Origin of the sequence: Streptomyces sp. GS7 (assembly GCF_009834125.1) — a bacterium.
Lineage (GTDB): Bacteria > Actinomycetota > Actinomycetes > Streptomycetales > Streptomycetaceae > Streptomyces.
In genome coordinates this window covers 7,705,846-7,731,130 of the sequence record NZ_CP047146.1, presented here as the reverse complement: position 1 = coordinate 7,731,130, position 25,285 = coordinate 7,705,846, and the positions used below count along the sequence as shown (strand labels likewise).

The 25,285-nt window shown below is 74.9% G+C and carries 16 protein-coding genes; 10 read left to right on the top strand and 6 right to left on the bottom strand.

What is annotated here, in order from left to right; all coding sequences use genetic code 11:
- Positions 1-87: 87 nt before the first annotated feature.
- Positions 88-2,367 carry a DEAD/DEAH box helicase gene (locus GR130_RS33515; protein WP_159508176.1) on the bottom strand — a complete coding sequence of 760 codons (2,280 nt, stop codon included), beginning with the start codon at positions 2,365-2,367 and terminating at the stop codon, positions 88-90.
- A gap of 310 nt (positions 2,368-2,677) precedes the next feature.
- On the opposite strand from GR130_RS33515, the gene GR130_RS33510 reads away from it, so the two are divergent.
- Positions 2,678-3,415 carry a ferritin-like fold-containing protein gene (locus GR130_RS33510; RefSeq protein WP_159508175.1) on the top strand — a complete coding sequence of 246 codons (738 nt, stop codon included), beginning with the start codon at positions 2,678-2,680 and terminating at the stop codon, positions 3,413-3,415.
- 59 nt (positions 3,416-3,474) lie between these two features.
- Here the strand turns inward: GR130_RS33510 and GR130_RS33505 are convergent, their stop codons facing one another.
- The 4 genes from GR130_RS33505 to GR130_RS33490 form a co-directional block, all read right to left on the bottom strand.
- A complete protein-coding gene (locus GR130_RS33505; protein WP_159508174.1) occupies positions 3,475-3,765 on the bottom strand; it encodes a hypothetical protein in 291 nt (96 codons plus the stop codon).
- A gap of 316 nt (positions 3,766-4,081) precedes the next feature.
- The gene (locus GR130_RS33500; protein WP_159508173.1) at positions 4,082-4,309 is read right to left on the bottom strand and encodes a DUF3107 domain-containing protein; all 228 of its coding nucleotides are present in this window, start codon (positions 4,307-4,309) and stop codon (positions 4,082-4,084) included.
- A 117-nt stretch (positions 4,310-4,426) separates the two neighbouring features.
- On the bottom strand, positions 4,427-5,068 hold the full coding sequence (locus GR130_RS33495; protein WP_159508172.1) for a TetR/AcrR family transcriptional regulator: 642 nt from the start codon (positions 5,066-5,068) through the stop codon (positions 4,427-4,429).
- A gap of 148 nt (positions 5,069-5,216) precedes the next feature.
- Positions 5,217-5,441 carry a hypothetical protein gene (locus GR130_RS33490; RefSeq protein ID WP_159508171.1) on the bottom strand — a complete coding sequence of 75 codons (225 nt, stop codon included), beginning with the start codon at positions 5,439-5,441 and terminating at the stop codon, positions 5,217-5,219.
- Positions 5,442-5,591: 150 nt separating this feature from the next.
- On the opposite strand from GR130_RS33490, the gene GR130_RS33485 reads away from it, so the two are divergent.
- From GR130_RS33485 to moeZ, 6 genes are all read left to right on the top strand, one after another.
- The gene (locus GR130_RS33485; RefSeq protein ID WP_159508170.1) at positions 5,592-6,671 is read left to right on the top strand and encodes an alpha/beta fold hydrolase; all 1,080 of its coding nucleotides are present in this window, start codon (positions 5,592-5,594) and stop codon (positions 6,669-6,671) included.
- An 8-nt stretch (positions 6,672-6,679) separates the two neighbouring features.
- Complete coding sequence (locus GR130_RS33480; RefSeq protein ID WP_236573775.1) at positions 6,680-8,137, top strand: DUF3152 domain-containing protein; 1,458 nt, start codon at positions 6,680-6,682, stop codon at positions 8,135-8,137.
- 283 nt (positions 8,138-8,420) lie between these two features.
- Complete coding sequence (locus GR130_RS33475; RefSeq protein ID WP_159508169.1) at positions 8,421-10,187, top strand: DUF3492 domain-containing protein; 1,767 nt, start codon at positions 8,421-8,423, stop codon at positions 10,185-10,187.
- Between the two features lie 76 nt (positions 10,188-10,263).
- A complete protein-coding gene (locus GR130_RS33470; protein WP_236573774.1) occupies positions 10,264-11,406 on the top strand; it encodes a hypothetical protein in 1,143 nt (380 codons plus the stop codon).
- A 226-nt stretch (positions 11,407-11,632) separates the two neighbouring features.
- A complete protein-coding gene (locus GR130_RS33465) occupies positions 11,633-12,592 on the top strand; it encodes an NAD-dependent epimerase/dehydratase family protein (RefSeq protein WP_159508168.1) in 960 nt (319 codons plus the stop codon).
- A gap of 527 nt (positions 12,593-13,119) precedes the next feature.
- Positions 13,120-14,298, top strand: coding sequence for an adenylyltransferase/sulfurtransferase MoeZ (gene moeZ, locus GR130_RS33460; RefSeq protein WP_159508167.1), 1,179 nt, complete (start codon positions 13,120-13,122; stop codon positions 14,296-14,298).
- Between the two features lie 79 nt (positions 14,299-14,377).
- On the opposite strand, the gene GR130_RS33455 is transcribed toward moeZ, so the two are convergent.
- Entirely contained in the window at positions 14,378-17,368 is a 2,991-nt protein-coding gene (locus tag GR130_RS33455; RefSeq protein ID WP_159508166.1) for a lysylphosphatidylglycerol synthase transmembrane domain-containing protein, read from the bottom strand.
- A 187-nt stretch (positions 17,369-17,555) separates the two neighbouring features.
- On the opposite strand from GR130_RS33455, the gene GR130_RS33450 reads away from it, so the two are divergent.
- From GR130_RS33450 to GR130_RS33440, 3 genes are all read left to right on the top strand, one after another.
- Positions 17,556-17,912, top strand: coding sequence for an MGMT family protein (locus GR130_RS33450; protein ID WP_159508165.1), 357 nt, complete (start codon positions 17,556-17,558; stop codon positions 17,910-17,912).
- Positions 17,913-18,110: 198 nt separating this feature from the next.
- Positions 18,111-21,467 carry an ATP-dependent helicase gene (locus tag GR130_RS33445; RefSeq protein WP_159508164.1) on the top strand — a complete coding sequence of 1,119 codons (3,357 nt, stop codon included), beginning with the start codon at positions 18,111-18,113 and terminating at the stop codon, positions 21,465-21,467.
- Between the two features lie 122 nt (positions 21,468-21,589).
- Positions 21,590-25,285: an ATP-dependent helicase gene (locus GR130_RS33440; protein WP_159508163.1), complete on the top strand. Its 3,696-nt coding sequence runs from the start codon at positions 21,590-21,592 to the stop codon at positions 25,283-25,285.

The window sequence follows — 25,285 nt, the reverse complement described above, 5'->3', positions numbered from 1 at the left end:
GCGGGCGGGCGCATTCCGCCCAGGACGCCGACGACCCGGCGCCCGCGGGGTGCGGGGCCGGGTCGTGCGTCGTCGAACCGTGCCGGGTCAGCTCGCGGAAGCGGTCTCCGCGGCCTCGGCGGGCTTGGCCGCGGCGCGCTTCCGGGTCCGCTTCGGCTTGGCCTCCGCGGCGTCCGGGACGTCGGCCGCCGGGGCGGCTTCGGCCTTGGCGGCGGCGGTCTTCCGGGTGCGGGTCCGCTTGGGCTTCGCCGGGGCCTCCTCGGCGGTGCCGGCCTCGGCAGCCTTGGCGGCGGCGGTCTTCCGCGTCCGCTTCGGCTTGGCCGGGGCCTCCGCCTCGACGGCGGTGCCCTCCGCGGTGTCCACGGCGGCCTCGGCCTTGGCGGCGGCCGTCTTCCGCGTACGGGTCCGCTTCGGCTTCGCCTCCACGGCGTCCGCGGCGTCGGCCGCCGGGGCGGTCTCGGCCTTGGCGGCGGCGGTCTTGCGGGTGCGGGTCCGCTTCGGCTTGGCCTCCACGGCGTCCGCGGCCGCCTCCTGGACTGTCTCCACCGGCGCGGTCGCCGCCTCGCTCACCGCGTCCACGGCGGCCTTGGCGGCGCTGCGGGTACGGCGCCGGCGCGGTGCGGCGGCCGGGGTCTCCTCGGCGGCCGGTGCGGCGGGCTCCACGACGGCCGTGACCGCCGGGGCCTCCGCGACCGTGGCGGCGGCCGTCTCGCGGGCCTCGGCAGCGGCGCTTGCGGCCACCGACCCGCGGGTCCGGCGCCGGCGCCGGGGCGTCCGCGGCCCGGCGGCAGCGGCCTCCGCGCCCTCGGCGGCGTCGACCGCCTCGCTCGCCTGCGCCTCCGGAGCGGCCGTGTCGTCCACCAGGGAGCCGCCCCGGGTACGGCGCCGCTGCCGCGGCGTACGCGTCCGGCGGGGACGCTCCTCCTCGGCGGCCGGCGCCCCGCCCCTGCGGCCCCGTCCGCGGCCACCGGTCTCGCCGAGGTCCTCGACCTCTTCGGCGGCCAGCCCGGCGCGGGTGCGCTCGGCGCGCGGCAGGATGCCCTTGGTGCCCTCGGGGATGCCGAGCTGCTCGTAGAGGTGCGGCGAGGTGGAGTAGGTCTCCTCCGGCTCGTCGAAGGGCAGGTCCAGCGCCTTGTTGATCAGCTTCCAGCGCGGGATGTCGTCCCAGTCGACGAGGGTGATCGCGGTGCCCTTGGCGCCCGCGCGGCCGGTCCGGCCGATGCGGTGCAGGTAGGTCTTCTCGTCTTCGGGGGACTGGTAGTTGACGACGTGCGTCACGCCCTCGACGTCGATACCGCGGGCCGCGACGTCGGTGCAGACCAGGACGTCGACCTTGCCGTTGCGGAAGGCGCGCAGCGCCTGCTCGCGGGCGCCCTGGCCGAGGTCGCCGTGGACCGCGCCGGACGCGAAGCCGCGCCGGGCTAGCTGGTCGGCGATGTCGGCGGCGGTCCGCTTCGTACGGCAGAACAGCATCGCCAGGCCGCGGCCGTCCGCCTGGAGGATGCGCGCGACCATCTCCGGCTTGTCCATGGAGTGGGCGCGGTAGACGTGCTGGGTGATGTTGGCGACCGTCGCGCCCTCGTCGTCCGGCGCGGTGGCGCGGATGTGCGTGGGCTGCGACATGTAGCGGCGGGCCAGGGAGATGACCTGGCCGGGCATGGTCGCCGAGAACAGCATCGTCTGGCGCTTGGCCGGCAGCAGCTGGATGATCTTCTCGACGTCGGGCAGGAAGCCCAGGTCGAGCATCTCGTCGGCCTCGTCCAGGACGAGCGTGCGCACCTGCGACAGGCTGAGCTTCTTCTGGCCCGCCAGGTCGAGCAGCCGGCCGGGCGTGCCGACGACCACGTCGACGCCCTTCTTCAGCGCCTCGACCTGCGGCTCGTACGCCCGGCCGCCGTAGATCGCGAGCACCCGGACGTTGCGCACCTTGCCGGCGGTCAGCAGATCGTTGGTGACCTGCTGGCACAGCTCACGGGTCGGTACGACCACGAGGGCCTGCGGCGCCTCGGTCAGCTGCTCGGGCTTCGCGCGCCCGGCCTCGACGTCGGCGGGGACGGTGACCCGCTCCAGCAGCGGCAGGCCGAAGCCCAGCGTCTTGCCGGTGCCGGTCTTGGCCTGGCCGATGACGTCGTTACCGGAAAGGGCGACGGGGAGCGTCAGCTCCTGGATGGGAAAGGGGGAAACGATGCCGACGGCTTCCAGGGCCTCGGCGGTCTCGGGGAAAATCCCGAGTTCTCGGAACGTAGACAGAATCTTGCCTCTTCTGTGAGACGCGGTGGGAGGCGGCGAAGGGGGTCGTACCGCGCCTTCGTACGGGTTCGTACGGTGCCGGCCTGACGGGCCGGACGGGCGCGGGACCACTGCCATCGCTCAGGCACTCCCGCCGCGAGCGGTGTCCCTCCTGCTGTGCGTATGTCTCGTACGCGCCGCGGGGAGGGCGGTCGGTTGGAGCCGATCGGGCCACCGACCGGGCATCCGCTTTCGTGGAACGACCCACCGATACTCGGCGGGTCCTTTAGCACTGTACCCCGGATATCGCGCGTGAATCCGAAGGGTTGTATGAGTGAGGAATTCATCACGGCGCGCCGCACCGGTCCGGACTCCCGCTCGTACGGGTGATCGGGACGTGGCTGACCAGGGCCTTCCCCGGGGCGCCGGGCGGGCTATTGTGCCGGTCATGGAGACGCCTGACAACGCCGCTGCCGACGCGCAGGAACACACCGGGATCGCCGCTCAGGACTGGGAGCAGGCATCCACCGAGCCGCAGTACCGGGCCGCTGTGATCGATCTGCTGGGCGCGCTCGCGTACGGCGAGCTGTCCGCCTTCGAGCGACTGGCCGAGGACGCCAAGCTCGCGCCGACCATGGACGACAAGGCCGAACTGGCCAAGATGGCCTCGGCCGAATTCCACCACTTCGAGCGGCTGCGGGACCGGCTCGCGGAGATCGAGGCGGAACCGAACGAGGCGATGGAGCCGTTCGCCGCCGCGCTGGACGAGTTCCACCGCCAGACCGCGCCCTCGGACTGGCTGGAGGGCCTGGTCAAGGCGTATGTCGGCGACTCGATCGCCAGCGACTTCTACCGCGAGGTCGCGGCCCGGCTGGACTCCGACACCCGCGATCTGGTCCTGGCGGTGCTGGACGACACCGGGCACGCGACCTTCGCCGTGGAGAAGGTCCGGGCGGCCATCGAGGCCGAGCCGCGGGTCGGCGGCCGGCTGGCGCTGTGGGCGCGGCGCCTGATGGGCGAGGCGCTCTCGCAGGCCCAGCGGGTGGTCGCGGACCGCGACGCGCTCTCGACGATGCTGGTGGGCGGGGTCGCCGACGGCTTCGACCTGGCCGAGGTCGGGCGGATGTTCTCGCGGATCACCGAGGCGCACACCAAGCGGATGGCGGCACTGGGCCTGGCGGCCTGACCTCCGGTCCGACGCGGGTCCAGGGGGCACCGGGCGGCTCGACGCGCCGTCCGGTGGCCTCAGGCCGTCCGGTGGCCCTTCAGCGCGGGTGCCGGGCGGCGCACCCGGCGGCGCGGCGGGCGTGCCAGGACCGACAGCAGCGCCGCGCCCACGGCGACCGCCGCCAGCATCGCCTGGACGGGGTGGCCGGGCCCCAGGATCGAGTGGGTCAGCAGCGCGCCGAGCAGCGCGGCGACCGGCCCGGTGGCCAGCGTGAGGGCGTGCGCGGGGAACCGTTCGGGCAGCCAGCGCCGGGCGGACAGGGCGATGGCGAATCCGACGATCACGGCGCCGAGCGCTTCCCAGATCATGCTGTTCCCTCCCGCGTGACATGGCCGATCGGACGAACAAATCGGTCGTAGGCGGTCGTACCCAAGGGGCGCCGACAGCAACCCTCCGGGACGGGGGTGGCTGGTCCGCTCAGAGTGCGCTCTCGTCCGGTCGGCGGGCAAGGGATTTCGGCCGGAAAAACGGAGAAGAACGAGAAAAGAGAGAAAAAAGCGGACGGTTCGGGGGCGCCAGATCGACACGGCGCGCGGGCCACGGAAGAGGGCGGCGGCCCGGAGACCAGGTCTCCGGGCCGCCGCCCTCTTGTCCGCTACGGGCCCGCTACGGCGCCCCTGCTGCTCAGGGAGCGCCGAACCCGACCTTGCGGGTGGTCGGCTCGCCGATCTCGACGTAGGCCAACCGGGCCGCCGCGACCAGAACCTTGCGACCGTGGTCGTCCACCAGGCTCAGCAGCTCCGACTTGCCGCTCAGCGCGTCGCTCACCGCGCGCTCGACCTCTTCGGCAGACTGCCCGCAATCCAGAACGATCTCGCGGGGCGCGTGCTGCACGCCGATCTTGACCTCCACGGCTTATGTCCCTCCGACGGTCAGTGGGGTGCGCGGCCATCCGCGCTGTACGCAGCACACATTAGCCCGGCACGGGGACGGACAGGACGTCACCGAGCACGCCAGCAGCGAACACGGTCAGTGTGTGTCGCTGCCGTGCAGGGGGAATCCGGCGATGCCCTTCCAGGCGAGCGAGGTCAGCAGCTGCACCGCGGTCTCGCGCGGGACCTCGCTCTCCGAGGAAAGCCAGTAGCGGGCCACCACCTGGGAGACCCCGCCCAGCCCCACGGCCAGCAGCATCGACTCGTCCTGCGACAGCCCGGTGTCCTCCGCGATCACCGCGCTGATCGCCTCGGCGCACTCCAGGGACACCTTGTCCACCCGCTCGCGGACGGCCGGCTCGTTCGTCAGGTCCGACTCGAAGACCAGCCGGAAGGCGCCGCCCGGGTCCTCCACGTAGGCGAAGTAGGCGTCCATCGTGGCGGCCACGCGCTGCTTGTTGTCGGTCGTCGACTCCAGGGCCTTGCGCACCGAGTGCAGCAGCGCCTCGCAGTGCTGGTCCAGCAGCGCCAGGTAGAGCTCCAGCTTGCCGGGGAAGTGCTGGTAGAGCACCGGCTTGCTGACCCCGGCCCGCTCGGCGATGTCGTCCATCGCGGCGGCGTGGTAGCCCTGCGCGACGAAGACCTCCTGGGCGGCGCCCAGAAGCTGGTTCCGCCGCGCGCGGCGTGGCAGGCGTGTGCCCCGCGGGCGTGCCGCCTCGGTCTGCTCGATGGCGCTCACGCTGCCTCCCAGGAGTCGTTCCGTTCGCGGCCCGTACAAGATGGTGCGCCGCGCCCGTCATCGTACTTTTGGGTAACGGGGCTGTGTGCGGTCCGCGACGAGAAATTCTGGCCGGCCCCCCTCCCGGAAGCCGACATAACCTCCCAGGTCATCGGTATTCGTCTTCGTTGAGCTCGACGACCCGGGCCTGTTCGGCGCGGTCCGCCTCGTTCGCGGAGTCCTCCATGCCCCCGAGGGGCTCGTCGCGGTGCGGCGCGACGTCGGTGTGCTGCTCGGCGGCGTCGGCCTCCGACGCCTCCACGTCGAACTCCGTCAAGGTCGCGGTGCCGGAATCGTCCTCGAAGGTGTCCGGGTCTGTCGGGTCGACGCGCATGGTGGTTCCCTTCCGGTGCTTTCCGGGGCGGCGGCCCGCGGCGGGTGGCTGCCCTTGATACGAGCCTAGGAGAGCGGTTGCGGGCGCGCGATGCGGTGTGTGACCGCGAACACACAATCGTGGGCGTGATCGTCTCGTAACATCGAGACCATGTCTTCGACCGAGTCACCGGACACCGCGACAGCAGCCGCCCTCCCGGTGCCGCCGGCCGGACCCGGCGCCCGCGGTGCCGCGGGCGAGACGGTGCGGTGGGTGACGCTGCCGGGCCTGACGCTGAACGTACGGACCCCGGCCGGGCCGCCGGAGGCGGATGCCGCCGACCGGGCGAAGGCCGCCGTCCGGGACCGCGAGCCCGCGCTCTACGTCCACGGCCTGGGTGGCTCGTCGCTGAACTGGTCCGCCCTGATGCCGCTGCTCGCCGACCGGGTGGCCGGCGAGGCGGTCGATCTTCCCGGCTTCGGCGATTCGCCGCCGCCGGACGACGGCAACTACTCGATCCCCGCCCAGGCCCGCACGGTCGTCCGCTACCTCGACGCGGCCGGCCGCGGCCCCGTGCACCTCATCGGCAACTCCCTGGGCGGCGCCGTCGTGACCCGGGTCGCGGCGGCGCGCCCCGATCTGGTCCGCACCCTGACGCTGATCTCGCCCGCGCTGCCGGAGATCCCGCCGCAGCTGACCGCGCTGCCGACCGCGATGCTCGGGATCCCCGGCATCGCCGGGCTGTTCCGCCGGCTCACCCGCGAGTGGACGCCCGAGCAGCGCACCCGCGGGGTCCTGACGCTCTGCTACGGCGATCCCGCCCGGATCACCCCCGAGGGGTTCAACGCCGCGGTCGACGAGTACGTACGGCGGCTCGAACTCCCGTATTTCTGGGAGGTGATGGAGCGTACCGCCCGCGGTCTGGTGAACGCCTACACGCTCGGCGGGCAGCACGGACTGTGGCGTCAGGCCGAACGGGTCCTGGCGCCCACCCTTCTCGTCTACGGTGGACGCGACCGCCTCGTCTCCCACCGGATGGCGCGGCGGGCAGCCGCGGCGTTCCGCGGTTCGCGGCTGGTGACGCTGCCGGAGGCGGGACACGTGGCGATGATGGAGTATCCGGAGACGGTGGCGCGGTCCTTCCGCGAACTGCTCGACTCCGGTACGACGGTGACCGATGCGACCTCCGGTGCGGGCACCGGCTCCGCCGGAGCGGCCCCCGCCGGGCCGCCCGTCGCGGACAGGAGCTGACAGGCCCAGTGGGACGCCATAGCCGCCGCGACCGGCAGAACCGCGCAGCCGACCGATCCGATGTGCCGCCGGGGGCGGTGGGTCCGCCCCCGACCGCGGGGCCGGGGCGCCGCCGGCAGGGCACGGCCGGACCGCCGGCGGGCGGCGACGAGGTCCGCGGCGGGCATCCCGAGCAGCGTGAACCGGGCGGCGGCTGGGGCGCGTTCCCCGGTTCGGCCGGACCGGGCACCCGCACCGCGGGGGCGCCCAGGATTCCCGGGCCGCGGGCCGCCGAGCCGGAGACGTCGATGTTCGGTACGCCGCTCGCGGCGCCGGGCAGCGGGCCGGGTCCGCGGCCCGAGTATCTGGCGGCGTTCGCCGGGGGCGGTTCCCCTCGATTCCCGGACGGCGCGGACGGTGGGGACGGCGCGGACGGCGCCGACGACGACGTGTTCCGCGCCGGGGCGCCCGGGGTGCGGCCGTACGGCCCGGACGGCGGCGGTGCGGGCGACGGCCTGCCGCCCGGCGGGCGCTTCACCGGGCGGTCGGTGGTCTTCGACCGGGAGCGGATCGCGGAGCTGGACCGGCGGGAGGAACGCGCCGCGGAGGGCGCCGAGACGGGCGGGCCCGACGGACCGGACGACCCGGACGCAGCCGCCGGGAGCCGCTCCGGCGGCGCCGGGAAGGGCGCCAAGGGGCGGACGTTCACCGGCGCGGCGGCCGCGGCGGTGACCACCGTGCTCGCCGTGGTCATCGCCGGCCAGGTCGCCGACCAGCACCCGCAGGGTGACGACGGGCGGTCCCACAGCGGGGACGACCGCGCCGACGGCGGCACCGAGGCGTCCCGGTCGCAGACCCGGACCGGTCAGGACGCCAAACCCGCCGGGTACGCCGCCCAGATGGCCCGGGTCTTCCCTTTGGACCCGCAGCTGACCGCCAGCGGCCACTTCACGCCGGTCGGCGGCGACGCCAGGGCGCCCGGCCGCGGCAAGGTGCTGCGCTACCGCGTGGACGTCGAGGACGGACTCCCGCTGGACGGCGCGCTGTTCGCCGAGGCGGTGCACAAGACGCTGAACGACGACCGGAGTTGGGCGCACGGCGGGCAGCGGACCTTCCAGCGGGTGGCGTCCGGCGACGCGGACTTCGTGATCTCGCTGGCGAGCCCGGGGACCACCGCGAAGTGGTGCGCCAAGTCCGGTCTGGACACCACCGAGGACAACGTCTCCTGCGATTCGGCGGCCACCGACCGGGTCATGATCAACGCCTACCGCTGGGCGCAGGGCGCCAAGACCTACGGCCCCGACAAGATGCTGGCCTACCGCCAGATGCTGATCAACCACGAGGTCGGGCACCGGCTCGGGCACAACCACGAGGTCTGCCCCCGGCAGGGCGCGCTGGCACCGGTGATGATGCAGCAGACGAAGTTCCTGACGACGGACGGGGTGACCTGCCGGCCCAACTCCTGGCCGTATCCAACCGGTCGGTGAGCCGGCGGGCGGTGGAGCGGCGGCACGCGGCGACACGCACCGCTCGCCAGGACGCCGGGGGCGCCGCTCGACAGGCCGCGGCCGATCCCGGGCCCGTGCGCGGGGCGGCCCTATAGGGCACGGAAACGCCCTGGGGGGTGGAAAGTCACGTGTCTTCACCCCTTCCGGTGGCGCGATGGACAACCGTCCATCGCGCCACCGGCCCCTTTGCGTAGCTTCTTCCTGCGGTGACGGGGAGACCGTCGCGCCAGGACGCCGATATGGAGAGGACGGGGGTGCAGTCGTGCGCATTGGACTGCTCACCGAGGGTGGCTATCCGTATGCGTCAGGTGAGTCGCACGAGTGGTGCGACCGGCTCGTGCGCGGGCTCACCGGCCATGACTTCGAGATCTACGCGCTGACCGCCGACGCCCGCCAGGAGACCGGGGGCCGCCGCGGTCACCGCGAACTGCCGGACCACGTACGGCTGGTGGGGCAGGCGCCGCTGTCGGGCGACTTCCCGGCGGAGTGCCGGCGGCCCGCCGAGGACCGCCGGGGCCGCGCCGCCGGGCGCCGCACCCGGCGCCGCTTCGCCGGGCACTTCGCCGACCTGGTGGCGGCCTTCGCCACCCCGCCGGCGGTGGAGAGCGCCGCCGTGGGCGGTGAGGCGGACCGTTTCGCCAGCGGCCTCTACGGGCTCGCCGAACTGGCCCGGGCCGGCGCCGCGCTGCCCGCCCTGCTCCGCTCCGAGGAAGCCGTCCGCATCCTCGAAGGAATCTGCCGCGGCCCCGGCGCCCTGCCCGCCGCCCGGGGCGGGCAGCTCACCGACCTGCTCGCGGTCGCCGACGCGCTGGAATCGGCGCTCCGCCCGCTGTCCCTGGACTGGTACGGCGAGACCGGGCTGGCCCGGGTGGATCTGTGCCATGCCACCTCGGGCGGCGCCGCCGCCCTCCCGGGACTGCTGGCCAAGCGCTTCTTCGGTACCCCCCTCCTGGTCACCGAGTACGGCGTACGGCTGCGCGAGCACTATCTCGCGCCCGCCGCGGAGCCGCTGAGCGCACCGGTACGCGCGCTGCTCGCCGCCTTCCGGCGCGCGCTGGCCGCCGAGACCTATGCGCAGGCCGCGTTGATCACCCCCGGCAACACCCACGCCCGCCGCTGGCAGGAGCACTGCGGCGCGGACCCGGCCCGGCTGCGGACCGTCTACCCGGGGATGGACGCGGGCCGGTTCGCCGAGGTCGCGGACGCCGCGGCGGACGACTCCCGGGCCCTGGTGTGGGTCGGCGACATCGAGCCCGCCAAGGACCTCATCGGACTGCTGCACGCCTTCGCGGAGGTCCGCCGGGCCGAACCGGCCGCCACACTGCGGATCATCGGCGGCCTCGGCGACGACCCGGAGGCGGCCGGGTACCGCGCCCAGTGCCGGGCGCTGGCCGCCCAGCTCTTCCCCGACGAGGCGGCCGACGCCCGTACGGCCGGCGAGAGCCCGGTCGGCTTCGAGGAGATCGGCAGCCCCGACGCGCCCACCTTGGAGGCCGCCTACGCCTCCGGGGCGGTGCTGGTGCTCTCCAGCGCCGTCGAGGGCTTTCCGCGCTCCCTGATCGAGGGGATGTTCTGCGGCCGAGCCACGGTCTCGACCGACACCGGCGCGGTCTGCGAAGTCATCGGCGGCACCGGCCTGGTGGTCCCGCCGCGCAATCCGCGCGCGCTGGCCGACGCCTGCCGGGCGCTGCTCGCCGACCCGGACCGGCGGGCCCGCCTCGGCGCCGCGGCCCGGGCCAGGGCCCTCGAACTCTTCACCGTCGAGCAGAACGTCGCGGCGTTCCGCGGCATCTATCTGGACCTGATCTCGCACGCCCCGGCCGGCCCGGCGGCGTACCGGGCGAGGGCTCGGGACGGCGTACCGCGACCCTTCGAGCGCCCCGCCGAGTCCCATGTGCCCGGCCGCTGGGCCGCCGCGGGCCCGGCCCCCCGCAGGCCCAGCTGGGCGCTGGCGGACGGGGAGTGCCGGCGGGCCCGGCGCAAGCGGTACGGCGCGGCCGGCGAGCCGGCGGTCCGGCAGGCGTGGTGAGGGCGGCGGACATGGCGGCGGCGACGGGTGTGGGGGACGCGGTCCGTACGGACGGGCCAGGGAGAGGAGACGGCGTATGACCGCCGACCCGGTGAAAATCCTGATGTACCGTCACCGAGCCCTTTGTGAAAGGGCTGTTGACCCGCTGGAGATCGCCGCCGGTCTGGAGGCGCACGGCGTCACCGACCGGACGGCCGCGCGCTTCCGGCACCGCGACGTCTTCTCGCTGGCCGAGGAGCTGTACGCCCGGGTGCCGCGCGCCGGGCAGGACACCGCCGCGGACGAGCCCGGCCCGGCGGCGCACGAACCCGGGCCGGCGCCCGGGGAACTCCCGCCGTGCCGGGCCGTGCGCGGGGCGGTGCAGCTGCTGCCGGGCGCGGTGTGCGCCGCGGCGGTCGCCGCCCACGAGTCCACCGCCGGATCAACCACCCTCGTACGCACGGGAGTCGACGCCGCCGGGCTGCTGCTGGTCGTGCTCGCCCTGCGGCTGGCCCTGCGGTCCGGGCCGCTGCGGCTGCGGCGCGGCGCCGCCGGGTCGCGTACGGCGGTGCTGTGGGCCGGCTTGACGGCGGCGTACGCGGTCTACGGCGACTGGCTGCTCGGGCAGCTGCTCGCCGGTGGTCCCGATCTGCCGTCCGCCCACCCGCGGGCCGCCGTCGCGAGCGCGGTGGGGCTGGCCTGCGCGCTCGCCCCGGCGGCCGGGTGCGCCCACTGGTTCGCGGTGCGCGGCCGGCGCGGGCTGGCCGCCAGCCGCGGGCTGACCGAACTCGCCGCCCGGGTAAGGCCGTTGCTGGCCGGAGTCACCCTGGTCTTCCTGGGTGCGGTGGCGGCGCTGCTGGTCGCGGCCCGGCTCGCCTTCGGGGGCACGGCGGACGGCTGGACCGCCGTCCCCGCCGCGACCGCCCTCGGCGTCCTGCTCTTCCTCGCCCGGCTGCTCACCGTCCACGGCTTCCCGCGGGCCGCCGCCACGGGTATCGGCACCGCCGCCGCCCTGGAGGCGCTGGCGCCGGCGCTCGTGCTGGCCGCCCGGCTCCCCGGTCTGGCGCCGCTCGGCACTCCGGTGGCGGCGCTGACCGGCGCCGCCGGACCGGCGGCCGTCCCCGCCGTCGCCTGCACGGCCGCCGCGCTCGGCCTCCTCGTCCACGGCCTGCGGGTGCTGACCGGCGCCTGCGCGCACCCGCCGGCGCCCCTCGCGCCGGCCGAGGCGGGCCGGCCGTGACCGTAGACCACGCACCACCCCCGGGGAGGCGCCCCGATGCCGCCGCCCTGAAATCCCCGGTCCCTGTCGCCGCGGACCCCACCCCCACGTGGCCCCCGCCCCCAGGGGCGGACGCCGAACCCGCGGCCGGGGCCGGAGGAATTCCCCCGCTTCCCTCGATCCGCATGAGGAGTAGACACATGAACGTCCACCCGACCGCACGCCACGGGCACCGGGGGGCCGCACGATGAGGGTGCTGCTCATCGGCGCCAACGGCTACCTCGGCCGCTATGTGGCCGACCGCCTGCTCGCCGACCCCGCCGTCCAGCTCACCGCCCTCGGCCGGGGCGACGACGCCGACGTACGCTTCGACCTGGCCACCGGCAGCCCCGGAGCGCTCACCCGCTTCCTGGACGCGGTGCACCCCGGCGTGGTCGTCAACTGCGCGGGCGCCACCCGCGGCGGCGCCCGGGAGCTGACCCGGCACAACACCGTCGCGGTCGCCACCATCTGCGAGTCGCTCCGCCGCAGCGGCTGCGGTGCCCGCCTCGTCCACCTGGGCTGCGCCTCCGAGTACGGGCCCTCGCAGCCCGGCTCGTCCACCGCCGAGGACGCGGTGCCGCGCCCCGGCGGGCCGTACGGGGTCAGCAAGCTGGCCGCCACCGAACTGGTCCTGGGCTCCGGGCTCGACGCCGTCGTGCTGCGGGTCTTCTCGCCGGTCGGCCCCGGCACCCCGGCCGGGTCGCCGCTGGGCCGGCTCGCCGAGGCGATGCGCCGGGCGATGCAGTCCGGCGACAACGAACTCAAGCTCGGCGGGCTCGGCGTGCAGCGCGACTTCGTCGACGTACGGGACGTGGCCCGCGCGGTGCACGCCGCCTCGCTGTCCGCCGCGCAGGGCGTGGTCAACATCGGCACCGGCCGCGCGGTACGGCTGCGGGAGGCCGCGGCGGTGCTCGCCCGGGTCGCCGGCTTCGGCGGCTCGCTGCACGAACTCGACTCCCCGCCCGCCCGGTTGGTGATCCCCGGCCCGGGCCCCGAGGGGCATCCGATGGGCTCGCCGCCCGCCACCTACCCGTATCCGGACGGCTGCGGCACCTGGCAGCAGGCCGACGTCCGCACCGCCCGCGACCGGCTCGGCTGGCGCCCCCGCATCGGACTGGAGGAGTCGCTGGCCGACATCTGGATGGAGGCGGCGTGTCGTATCTGAGCACCCCCTGGACACCCTCCGCGCCCCTACGGGGGCCGGGCCGCTGGGGATAGATCAGCCCGGCTTCGCACTTCCTCCCCCAGCTACCGCTGGGAGGTGTCCCCGGCCGGCGCCGGGGGAGTGGGCCGCGCCGCTGCGTTGCGCCCGCCGGGCCGGTGCCGGAGCCCGGAAGAGGGGGTTCCGGTGCCGGCCGCCGTCCGTATGCGTGAGACGGGTGTCCGCCTGTTGGGACACCTGGGCCCGCCGGACGAGGCGCCGCGGATCGCCCGCCGGCTGGGGGTACCTCCCAGCGGTAGCTGGGGGGGGCGGGCGCCGGGTCGTTCACCGGCCGCCGGGCCGCCGGTTCAGGGGCCGCGGCGATGCCTGGGAGTCGCTGCCCGGTTACTGGGACACATTCGTCTCGCGCATCGGACCGGGTGTCTCGGAATGAAGAAGGGCGTGGCAGTGTTACGGGGAGAACCATCTCCGCCGTTCCCGGCTCCGGCCAGGGCGGGGGAACCCCATCGAGACCGACCAACGGAGTCCCCGTGTCGCTGCCACCCCTGGTCGAGCCCGCTCCGGAGCTCACCGTCGACGAGGTCCGCAGGTACTCCCGCCACCTGATCATTCCCGATGTCGGGATGGACGGGCAGAAGCGGCTGAAGAACGCCAAGGTGCTGTGTGTCGGCGCCGGTGGCCTGGGCTCGCCCGCGCTGATGTACCTGGCCGCGGCCGGTGTCGGCACCCTGGGCATCGTCGAGTTCGACGAGGTCGACGAGTCGAACCTGCAGCGCCAGATCATCCACAGCCAGGCGGACATCGGCCGCTCCAAGGCCGCCTCCGCCAAGGACACGGTGCTGGGCATCAACCCGTACGTCACGGTCAACCTGCACGAAGAGCGCCTCGACTCCACCAACGTCATGGAGCTCTTCGCCCAGTACGACCTGATCGTGGACGGCACCGACAACTTCGCCACCCGCTATCTCGTCAACGACGCCTGCGTGCTGCTGAACAAGCCGTACGTCTGGGGTTCGATCTACCGCTTCGACGGCCAGGCGTCGGTGTTCTGGAGCGAGCACGGCCCCTGCTACCGCTGCCTGTACCCGGAGCCCCCGCCGCCCGGCATGGTGCCCTCGTGCGCCGAGGGCGGCGTGCTCGGCGTGCTGTGCGCCTCCATCGGCTCGATCCAGGTCAACGAGGCCATCAAGCTGCTCGCCGGCATCGGTGAGCCGCTGGTCGGCCGCCTGATGATCTACGACGCGCTGGAGATGACGTACCGCCAGGTCAAGGTCCGCAAGGACCCCAACTGCGCGGTCTGCGGCGAGAATCCCACCGTAACCGAGCTCATCGACTACGAAGCCTTCTGCGGTGTCGTCTCCGAGGAGGCCCAGGAGGCGGCGGCCGGCTCGACGATCACTCCGAAGCAGCTCAAGGAGTGGATCGACGCCGACGAGAAGATCGAGATCATCGACGTCCGCGAGCCGAACGAGTTCGAGATCGTCTCGATCCCGGGCGCCAAGCTGATCCCGAAGAACGAGTTCCTGATGGGCAGCGCCCTCCAGGACCTGCCGCAGGACAGGAAGATCGTCCTGCACTGCAAGACGGGTGTCCGTTCCGCCGAGGTCCTCGCGGTCCTGAAGTCCGCGGGCTTCGCCGACGCGGTCCACGTCGGCGGCGGCGTCATCGGCTGGGTCAACACCGTCGAGCCGGAGAAGCCGGTCTACTGAGCGGTGTGAGCGACGCGCGAAGGCGCCGGTCCGGGCGATCCGGACCGGCGCCTTCGCGCATGCCGGCGGGCGGGCCGGCTCAGATCTCGCCCTTGCGGGTCAGGAAGGTGAAGGCCATCCAGCCCGGCAGCACCGGCAGCCAGAAGACCATCAGCCGGAAGAGCAGCACCGCCGGGAGCGCGGTGTCCGCCGGCAGCCCGCCGAAGGTCAGCGCACCGACCAGCGCGGCTTCCACGGCGCCCACGCCGCCCGGTGTCGGCGCCGCCGAGCCCAGCGCGTTGCCCGCCAGGAAGGCCACCGCGATACCGGCATAGCTGATCTTGTCGCCGCCGCCGAACGCCCGGATCGAGGCGTCCAGGCACATCACGTTCGCCACCGTCAGCAGCAGCATCCCGCCGATGCCGGTGACCAGCTTCCGCGGGCGCTGGAGGATGTCCAGCATCCGCGGCACCACACCGGCGAACAGCGACCGCAGCCGGGTCACCACGAACTTCCGCAGCGCCGGGACCGCGGTGACGACCAGGATCAGCACCGCCACCGTCAGCAGCCCGGCGATGACCGTCCGGGACGGCGAGATCTGTGGCGCGTGCTCGGTGCCCGTCAGATAGCCGAACGCCAGCAGCAGCACGATGTGGCTGCCCAGGCCGAACAGCTGGGACGCGCCGACGCTCGCCACCGCGAGGCCCGGACGCACCCCGGCCCGCTGGAGGAACCGGGTGTTGAGTGCCACCCCGCCGATCGCCGTGGGCGCCACCAGCTTCACGAAGTCGCCCGCGACCTGCGCCAGCAGCGTCCGCACGAACGAGACCTTCTCGGTGACGAACCCCAGCAGACTCATCGCCGCCGCGACGTACGTCAGCGCCGAGAAGAACGCCGCCACCAGCACCCACACCCAGCGGGCCTGGTTGATCACGTCGCCCAGGTTGAAGTTGGTGAGCTGCGACAGCAGCACGTACACCGCGAAGGCGCCGGCGATCCAGCTGATCAGGATGCGCGGGCTCAGTCGCTCCAGCTTCGCCGGCTCGATCACCGCGGTCGGCCGGATCAGCAGGACCTGCCGGCGGATCTGGGCGAGCAGATCCTCCTCCAGGGCCTCCTCCGACGCCTCTTCCAGGGCCCGTTTCTCGGCGGTCTTCTCCGCGTTCCGCACGGCCCGCAGCGCCTTGCGGTCCTGGGGGCCGTGGGCCTCCCGGGCCTCGCGCGCCTCTTTCGCCGCCTGCGAGGCGGCCAGCACCGCCTCGCGCTCCCGCTTGGCGCGCTCGCGGGCAAGGTGGCGCAGCGTGGCACGGGTGGTCCGGCTGAGCGCGATCGGCTGGAGCAGCGGCAGGCTGTCGGCGACCGCGTCCGGGCCGAGCACCGCGACGGCCGCGGCGACCGCCCGTTCGGCGCCGACCCGCAGCCCGCAGGTGGCGAGGAGCTGGGCGATGTCCATCCGCAGCACGACGTCGCCGGCGGCGATCTCACCGCCCCGCAGCTCGGTCAGCACGATGTCGCCGGAACGATCCACCAACAGGGCGTCGCCGACCAGCCGCCGGTGTGCGATCCGCCGCGACTGGAGGGCGGCGACCTGCCGCCAGGCGCTGTGCATCAGCGCGTCGGTGATCTCCTCGTCCGCCAGCGAGTCGAAGCTGCGGCCCCCGATGTGCTCGTAGACCAGCATCACCGCGTCCGGGCCCAGCTCGGAAGTGGCGATCAGCTTGGGCGCGTTGGCCCCCGCGGCGATCGCGGCGTACGCCAGCAGCGCCTCCTGCTCCAGGGCCTGGCGCAGCGACTGGAGGCTGCGGCGCTGGTTGATGCCGCGCAGCGACAGCCGCCGCCACACCCGGTAGAAGAAGCCCTGCGCCTGCTGCTCGCGGTCGACGACGGTGACATCGATCGGCGGGCCGTCCTCCAGGCTGACGATGTAGCGGCGGCCCCGGTCGGAGTGCTCGGGGTGGTCCGGGTTGGCGATGTCCTCCGCGCGGATCGCGCTGACCGGCCGGAAGCCGACCCGGCGCAGCCCGGCGAGGAGGTTCTGGCCCGTGGGGCGGACGTTGGGGGAGCCGACGGCGTAGAGGGTGCCGAAGGCGACGGTCCAGCCGATCAGGACCGTGACCACGATGGCGAACGGGGTGGTGTACCGCCCGATGAGCACCGCGAACGCGTCCAGCAGCAGGACGCACCACATCGCGACCCGCCAGCGGGGCCGCCGGGACATCCCGACCGCCGTCATATAGGCGATCACCGGCGCCAGATAGCTGTGCACCGGCGCGGACAGCGACCCGTTGGCGAGTGGCTGGGTGAGCGCGCTGCGGATCGAGGCGGGAGCCGCCTCGGCGACCCACAGATCGGTGGCCAGCGACACCCCGTGCGCCAGTACGGCGGCCAGCACGCCGTCCGCGATCCGCAGCCCGTCCCGCTTGATCAGCCGCTCCACGGCGAACGCCACCGGCACGATCAGCACCGCGACGCTGGACGTCAGCCCGGCCAGGTTGATCAGCAGCTGGGGCGCCGCGCCGGCGCTCTGCCCGATGTCGTTCTTCAGTCCCTGGGTGGTGCCGTGGGCGAAGGTCGCCAGCGCCAGGACGAGGGCGATCCCGGCGATGCCGAGCAGCAGCCGCAGCAGGTCGGCGGGCCGGTGCACCCGGGCGGGCAGCAGCGGCTCGTCGACCGCGAGCCGGTCGGCCGGGAACGCGCCGCCGCCCTCGGTGCCCGGCTCGACGCGGTGCGAACCCGTCCGTGGCGCGCCCCCGGGCGCTCCGTCCGCGGCCCTGTCGTGCTCCGGCTGCTCGTCCTGCCGCCTGTCCTCCGTGTGCCGCTCGGGTGGCTCGGGCGCCGTGGGTTGTCCCGGTCTCTCGGACGCCTCGGGTCGTTCGGCCTTCTCGATCGTGCTCGCCTTTTCGGTCGCGGAAGCCGTGGCGGGCTTCCGTTGGTGCTTCCCCTGTTCCGCCGCCCGCGGCCCCTGTGGCCGCTCGGTCACTGCGGCCGGTTGCGGGGCGGTGCCGGCGTCGGCCAGCGCGTCAGGGGCGCCCGCCTCCCGTGGAGGCGCCGCACCCTGCTGCTCGGCCGTCTCTTCTTGATCTCGTATCACCAGTCACCGTCCGGAAGATGGTGGCACGGCCGTCCGGTCCGGGGAGGCATCAGGGTGCGTTTGGGGGCCGCGGGAAGCGGAACCACAGCTCCCGCACAGCTGCCCGACCACCTTCCGGGCCTGCCCCGGCGAGCGCGGGACCAGGCGTCCAAGGCCATTGTCGGTGCTGTACGGCAGGATGGACCGAATGAGTGGGACCGGAGATACGGACGCGCCCGCGGAGCTGCCCGCGTACGCGGAGCGGGTCCTCGCCGTCGCCGAGCTGATCCCGGCGGGCAAGGTCATGACGTACGGCGATGTCGCGGAGTGGTTGGACGAGGGAGGCCCTCGCCAGGTGGGGCGGGTGATGGCCCTCTACGGCGGGGCGGTGCCCTGGTGGCGGGTGGTGCGCTCGGACGGCGTGCTGCTGCCCGGCAGCGAGCTGCGGGCGCTGGCGCACTACCGCGACGAGGGGACGCCGCTCAAGGGCGCGCCCGCCGCCTCCGAAGGCCACATACCGCGCATCGACATGCGGCGGGCCCGGTGGGACGGCGACGGCCGGTAGGGCCGATGGCCTGCGCCGCTTCCGGGCCGCGGCCCGGCCTCCCGTGGGACGCGCTGCGCCACGGGTGCCGGCTGGCGTAGCGTCGGGCACTGTTGTCACGGCCGGCGCCGCCCGCGGCGGCCGGGCCGTGCCGCCCCGCGGCCGGCGCACCACGACCACCAGCACCTCCCTCGCACCCTCCCAGGACCGGCGATCCACGTGAGTTCCTCCTTCTCGGCCGTCCCGCAGACGCCGCCCCACCGGGCGGCGCGGCGGGACGCCTCCGGCGCGTACCGGCTGGTGCGCACCCCGCCGGGGCGGACCGAGCCGCCCGTCCTGGACGCCGCCCAGCACGCGGTGGCCGACCACCGGGGCGGACCGCTGCTGGTGCTCGCCGGGCCCGGTACGGGCAAGACCACGACCCTGGTGGAGTCCGTGGCGCGCCGGGTGCGGGACGGCGCCGACCCGGAGCGGATCCTCGTCCTCACCTTCAGCCGGAAGGCCGCCGTCGCCCTCCGCGACCGGCTCGCCGCCCGCCTGGCCGGCCCGGACGGACCGCCGGCGGGCCATCCTGGGGGGCACCGGGCGGGCGTCCCCCAGGCCACCACCTTCCACTCCTTCTGCTACGCGCTGGTCCGCGCCCACCAGGACGCCGACCTCTTCGCCGACCCGCTGCGGCTGCTGTCCGGCCCCGAACAGGACCTGGTCGTCCGCGAACTCCTCCAAGGGCAGGCGGAACTGGCCGGCGCCGGCCGCGCCCGGGTGAGCTGGCCGGACGAGCTGCGCGCCTGCCTGACCACCCGCGGCTTCGCCGACGAGGTCCGCGCGGTGCTGGCCCGCAGCCGCGAACTGGGCCTGGGCCCGCGTGCGTTGGACGCCTTCGCTCGGCGCACCGGCCGCCCCGACTGGCGCGCCGCGGCCGGCTTCCTCGCCGAATACCTCGACGTCCTGGACGCCCAGGGGGTGCTGGACTACGCGGAACTGGTGCACCGCGCGGTGCTGCTCGCCGGGGAGCCGGCCGTCGCCGCCGAACTGGCCGGCGCCTACGACGCGGTCTACGTCGACGAATACCAGGACACCGACGCCGCCCAGGTACGGCTGCTGCGGGCGCTCGCCGGCCACGAGGGCGCGCCCGCCGCACCGGGCTCCCCGGGCCGTACGCTCATCGCGTTCGGCGACCCCGACCAGTCGATCTACGCCTTCCGCGGCGCCGACGTGAACGGCATCCTCGACTTCCCCGAGACCTTCCGGCGCGCCGACGGGACCCCCGCACCGGTGGCCGTCCTCGGCACGTCCCGGCGCTCCGGCGCCGGCCTCCTGGCGGCCACCCGCCTGCTGACCCGCCGGATGCCGCTCACCCGCCTCCCGGCCCGGAAAGTGCGTGCCCACCGGGAACCGTCGGCCGTACGGGACGGCGGCCGGGTCGAGGTGTACACCTACCCGACCGCCGGCGGCGAACTGGACAACATCGCGGACGTCCTGCGCCGCGCCCACCTGGAGGACGGCGTCCCCTGGAGCGAGATGGCGGTCCTCGTACGCGCCGGGGGGCGCTCGATCCCCGCCGTACGCCGTGCGCTCACCTCCGCGGGCGTCCCGCTCGACATCGACGGCGACGACCTCCCGCTGCGCCACGAACCGGCGGTCGCGCCGCTGCTGGCCGCGCTGCGGGTCGCGGCCTCGGGGCAGCCGGCGGACCTCTCCGTCGGCCCGGAGACCGCCATCGACCTGTTGACCTCCCCCCTGGGCGGGATGGACTCCGCCGACCTGCGGCGGCTGGGCCGGGCGCTCCGCGAGGAGGAGCGGGCCGCCGGCCGGGCCCTGCCGCCACCCTCCGACGAGCTGATCGCCCGCGCACTGGCCGAGCCGGAGCGCCTGGTGGCGCACGACCCCGGCTACGCCCGCGGCGCCCAGCGGCTCGGCCTGCTGCTGCGCAAGGCCCGCGAGCTGCTCGCCGGCGGCGGGACCGCCGAACAGGCGCTGTGGGAGCTGTGGGACGGCACGCCCTGGCCGGGGCGCCTGGAGCGGGCCGCCCGGCGCGGCGGCGCCGCGGGCCGCAACGCGGACCGGGACCTGGACGCGGTGGTCGCCCTCTTCGAGACCGCGGCCCGCGCCGAGGAACGCACCGGTGGCCGCGGCGCCCTGAACTTCCTGGAGGAGCTGGACGCCCAGGACATCGCCGCGGACACCCTCACCCGCCGCGCGGTCCGCCCCGACGCCGTACGACTGATGACCGCGCACCGCTCCAAGGGCCTGGAATGGCGGCTGGTGGTGATCGCCGGCGTCCAGGAGGGCCTCTGGCCCGACCTGCGGCGGCGCGGCTCGCTCCTGGAGGCCGACCGGATCGGCCGGGACGGCCTGGCCGCGCCGCTCACCCCCGGCGCGCTGCTCGCCGAGGAGCGCCGGCTGTTCTACGTGGCGGCGACCCGGGCCCGGGAGCGCCTGGTGGTCACCGCCGTCAAGGCTGCGGCCGACGACGGCGACCAGCCGTCCCGGTTCCTGACCGAGCTGGGCGTCACCCCCCAGGACGTCACCGGGCGCCCCCGCCGGCCCCTCACGGTGGCCGCCCTGGTCGCCGAACTGCGCGCCACCACCGTCGACCCGGACGCCACCCCGGCGCTGCGTGCCGCCGCCGCCCGGCGGCTGGCCGAACTCGCCGCGCTGACCGACGACGACGGCCACCCCCTGGTGCCGGCCGCGCACCCGGACAGCTGGTGGGGCCTGCACGAAACCACCCGCAACGGCGTCCCGCTGCGCGACCGCGACCACCCCGTGGTCCTCTCCGGCAGCGCCCTCGACCAACTGGCCAACACCTGCTCCCTCCAGTGGTTCCTGGGCCGCGAGGTCAAGGCGGACCCCCCGTCCACCGCCGCCCAGGGCTTCGGCAACGTCGTCCACGTGCTCGCCGACGAGGTCGCCTCCGGCCGCACGCCCGCAGACCTGGCCGTCCTGATGGAGCGCCTGGACTCCGTGTGGGACGCGCTCGCCTTCGACGCCCCCTGGAAGTCGCGCCAGGAGAAGGACAACGCCCGCGCCGCCCTGGAGCGCTTTCTGCGCTGGCACGTGATGGAGCGGGAGACCCGTGGCCGGGAAGCGGTCGCCACCGAGCACGGCTTCGACGTCACCCTCGAAGCCGGCGCCTACGCGGTCCGGATCCGCGGCAGCATGGACCATGTCGCCCGCGACGACCGGGGCCGGGCCTACGTCGTGGACTTCAAGACCGGCAAGCAGAAGCCGACCGGCCCCGAGGTGGCCCGCCATCCGCAGCTCGCGGTCTACCAGCTCGCGGTCCGCGAAGGCGCCCTCGACGACGCCTTCGGCGGCCGTACGCCGGAGCCCGGCGGCGCCGAGCTGGTCCATCTGCGGCTGGGCGCGCCCCAGAAGGAGGGCGGCGACGCGCTGCCCGCCGTCCAGGCGCAGCAGCCGCTGGACGGCGACTGGGTCGGCGAACTGCTCGCCACCGCCGCCGGCCGCGTCCTGGAGGAGCGGTTCACGCCCACCGCCGGGACACACTGCGCGCACTGCGCCTTCCGGGCCTCGTGCAGCGCGCAGCCGGAGGGCCGGCAGATCGTCGACTGAGTGCGGCGTGCGTACGGCATGATCGCGCGCGGTAGCCGGCCGGTGCCCGCCGATACGTTCCTGACCTGCACGGATGCCGGTCGGGGGAGGGATTGTCGGTGGCGGCCGTTACGGTTTGTGATGTGTCCGCTCGCATCACCGACCCCGAGCAGCTGAAAGAGCTCCTCGGCATCCCGTTCACCCCGGAGCAGACGGCGTGCATCACCGCCCCGCCCGCCCCGCAGGTCATCGTGGCCGGAGCCGGTTCCGGCAAGACCACGGTCATGGCCGCCCGCGTGGTGTGGCTGGTCGGCACCGGTCAGGTCGCCCCCGAGCAGGTCCTCGGGCTGACGTTCACGAACAAGGCGGCCGGCGAGCTGGCCGAGCGCGTCCGGGCGGCCCTCCTGGCGGCCGGGGTCACCGATCCCGACGCCCTGGCCGGCGGCGCCGCGGGCCCCGACTCGCCCCCCGGGGAGCCGCGGATCTCCACGTACCACGCCTTCGCCGGCCAGCTCCTCAAGGACCACGGCCTGCGCATCGGTCTGGAGCCCAGCGCCCGGCTGCTCGCCGACGCCACCCGCTTCCAGCTCGCCGCCCGGACCCTGCGTGCCGCCCCCGGCCCCTATCCGTCGCTGACGACCTCGCTGCCCTCCCTCGTGGAGGACCTGCTCGCCCTCGACGGCGAGTTGGCCGAGCACCTCGTGGATCCGGCCGCGCTCCGCACGTACGACACCGGGCTGCTCGCCACCCTGGACGCTGCCCGCCTCACCAACGCCGATCTGCGCAAGGCCCCCGAGACGGTCCGCGGCCGGCTGGAGCTGCTGGACCTGGTCGGCGCCTACCGCGGCGAGAAGCGCCGTCGCGACCTCCTCGACTTCGGCGACCAGATCGCGCTGTCCGCGACCCTCGCCACCACCCGCCCCGAGGTCGGCCGGATCCTCCGCGAGGAGTTCCGCGTCGTCCTCCTCGACGAATACCAGGACACCTCCGTCGCCCAGCGGATGCTGCTGTCCGGGCTGTTCGGGGCCGGCACCGGGGACCCCACCGGCCACGCCGTCACCGCCGTCGGCGACCCCTGCCAGGCCATCTACGGCTGGCGCGGCGCCTCCGTGGCCAATCTCGACGACTTCCCCGCCCACTTCCCGTTCGCCGACGGGGCCCCGGCCCGCCGCTTCGCCCTCAGCGAGAACCGCCGCAGCGGCGGCCGCCTCCTCGACCTCGCCAACGGCCTCGCCGCCCCCCTGCGGGCGATGCACGCCGGCGTCGAGGCGCTGCGCCCCGCCCCCGGCGCCGAGCGGGACGGCGTGGTGCGCTGCGCTCTGCTGCCCACCCACGCCGAAGAGCTGACCTGGATCGCCGACTCCCTCGCCCACCTGGTCCGCACGGGCACGCCGCCCGGCGAGATCGCGGTGCTCTGCCGCACCGCCTCCGACTTCGCCCGTATCCAGGGCGAACTGGTCGCGAGGGACATCCCGGTGGAGGTCGTCGGCCTCTCCGGGCTGCTGCACCTGCCCGAGATCGCCGACCTGGTCGCCGTCTGCGACGTCCTCCAGGACCCGACCGCCAACGCCTCCCTGGTCCGCCTGCTGATCGGCCCCCGCTGGCGGATCGGCCCCCGAGACCTGGCGCTGCTGGGCCGCCGCGCCCGCACCCTCGCCCACACCTCCGGCCACCGGGGCACCTCGGACGACGACCCCGAACAGCGGCTGGCCGAAGCCGTGGAGGGCGTCGACCCCGCGGAGACCGTCTCGCTCGCCGACGCCCTGGACACGTTCCTGGAGGCCGACGGCCCCGACGACGGCCTGCCGTTCTCCCCGGAGGCGCGGGTCCGCTTCGCCCGCCTGGCCACCGAACTCCGTGATCTGCGGCGCTCGTTGGGCGATCCCCTGATGGACGTCCTGCACCGGGTCCTCGCCGTCACCGGCCTGGAGGTCGAGCTGTCCGCCTCCCCCCATGCTCTCGCCGCCCGCCGCCGCGAGACGCTGGGCACCTTCCTCGACATCGCCGCCGGCTTCGCCGCCAAGGAGGGCGGCGCCGCCCTCGACGGCGAGGCGACACTCCTCGCCTTCCTCGGCTTCCTGCGCGCCGCCGTCCAGTACGAGAAGGGCCTGGACAGCTCGCTTCCCGGCGGCGAGAACACCGTCAAGGTGCTCACCGCGCACAAGTCCAAGGGCTTGGAATGGGACGTGGTCGCGGTGCCCGGCCTGGTCGCCAAGCAGTTCCCCAGCGAGCAGGCCCGGGAGGCGTGGATCAGCCGGCCCAAGGTCCTGCCGCACGCCCTCCGGGGCGATGCCGCGACCCTCCCCGACGTGGCGGAGTGGACCGCCCGCGGCCTGAAGGACTTCAAGGAGGCGATGAAGCACCACCAGGCGACCGAGGAACTCCGCCTCGGCTACGTCACCTTCACCCGCCCGCGCTCCCTGCTCCTCGGCTCCGGTCACTGGTGGGGCCCCAACCAGAAGCGCCCGCGGGGCCCGTCCGCCTTCCTGGAGGCCCTCCGCGCGCACTGCGAGGCCGGCCACGGCGAGATCGAGTTCTGGGCCGACCCCCCGGAGGAGGGCGCCGAGAACCCGGCCCTCGCCGAGGCCGCCGCCGACCAGCCCTGGCCGCTGCCGCTGGACCCCACGGCCATGGCCCGCCGCCGCGCCGCCGCCACCGAGGTCCGCGGCCATCTGGAGCGCAGCCGCCGGGCCGCGCCCGCGCCCGTCCCGCCCGCGCCCGCCCACGACCCGGAGTGGCCGCCCCCGCCGGCGGACGAGGAGTGGCCGGACGCCCCCGACGACGCCCCCTACGAGCCCGACCCTTTCGACTCCGGCTCCGACCACCCCTTCGACTCCGACCCGTACGAGTCCGGTCCCTACGACCCCGACCCCTGCGAGGACCCGTATGGGGACCCGTACGGGGACGACCCGTCCGGCCTCCCCGGGGCCGAACCGTCCGACGGCGCAAGCGCCCCGTCGCCCGCCCCCGCAGCGGGTGCCGCGCACACCGGCGCCGCCCCGCCGCCGCACCCCCGCATCGGCGCCCAGCGCTCCGCCGAGTCCGACCTCCCCGATCCCGCCGCGGCCGACGGCGGTCCGCCCGCCCTCCTTCCCGAGGAGCGCCGCACCGTGGGCTCCTGGGACCGCGATCTGGCCGCGCTCGCCGCCGAGCTGCGGCGTTCCCGCGCCCGGGTCCGGGACGTCCCACTGCCGGCCTCGCTCACCGCCACCCAGCTGCTCGCGCTCGCCGCCGACCCGGACGGCTTCGCCCGCGAGCTGGCCCGCCCGATGCCGCGCCCGCCACAGCCCGCCGCCCGCCGCGGCACCCGCTTCCACGCCTGGGTCCAGTCCCGCTTCGAGGAGCTGGCCCTGCCGCTCCTCGGCCCGGACGAGCTCCCGGGCGCCGGGCCCGGCGAGGAGGCGGACATCGCCGACGAGCAGGACCTCGAAGCCCTCAAGGAGGCGTTCGCCCGCACCCCGTATGCCCGACGGACCCCCTTCCGGGTGGAGGTCCCGTTCCAGATAACGCTCGCGGGACGGGTGATCCGCGGCCGGATCGACGCCGTCTACAAGGAGCGCGGCCCGGACGGCGACCGCTTCGAGATCATCGACTGGAAGACCGGCCGGACCCTGCCGGACGGCCCCCGGAGCACCGGCGCCGCCGACCCCCTGCAGCTGGCCGTCTACCGCCTGGCCTGGGCCGAGCGGTACGGCCTGCCGCCGTCAGAGGTGGGCGCCGCCTTCGTCTTCGTGCGCACCGGCGAGGTGGTGAGACCCGCCGGCCTGCCGGGCCGGGCCGGGCTCGAACGGATTCTGCTGGGCGATACCGCCGGCCGGTATCCCCCGGAAGGCCGATAG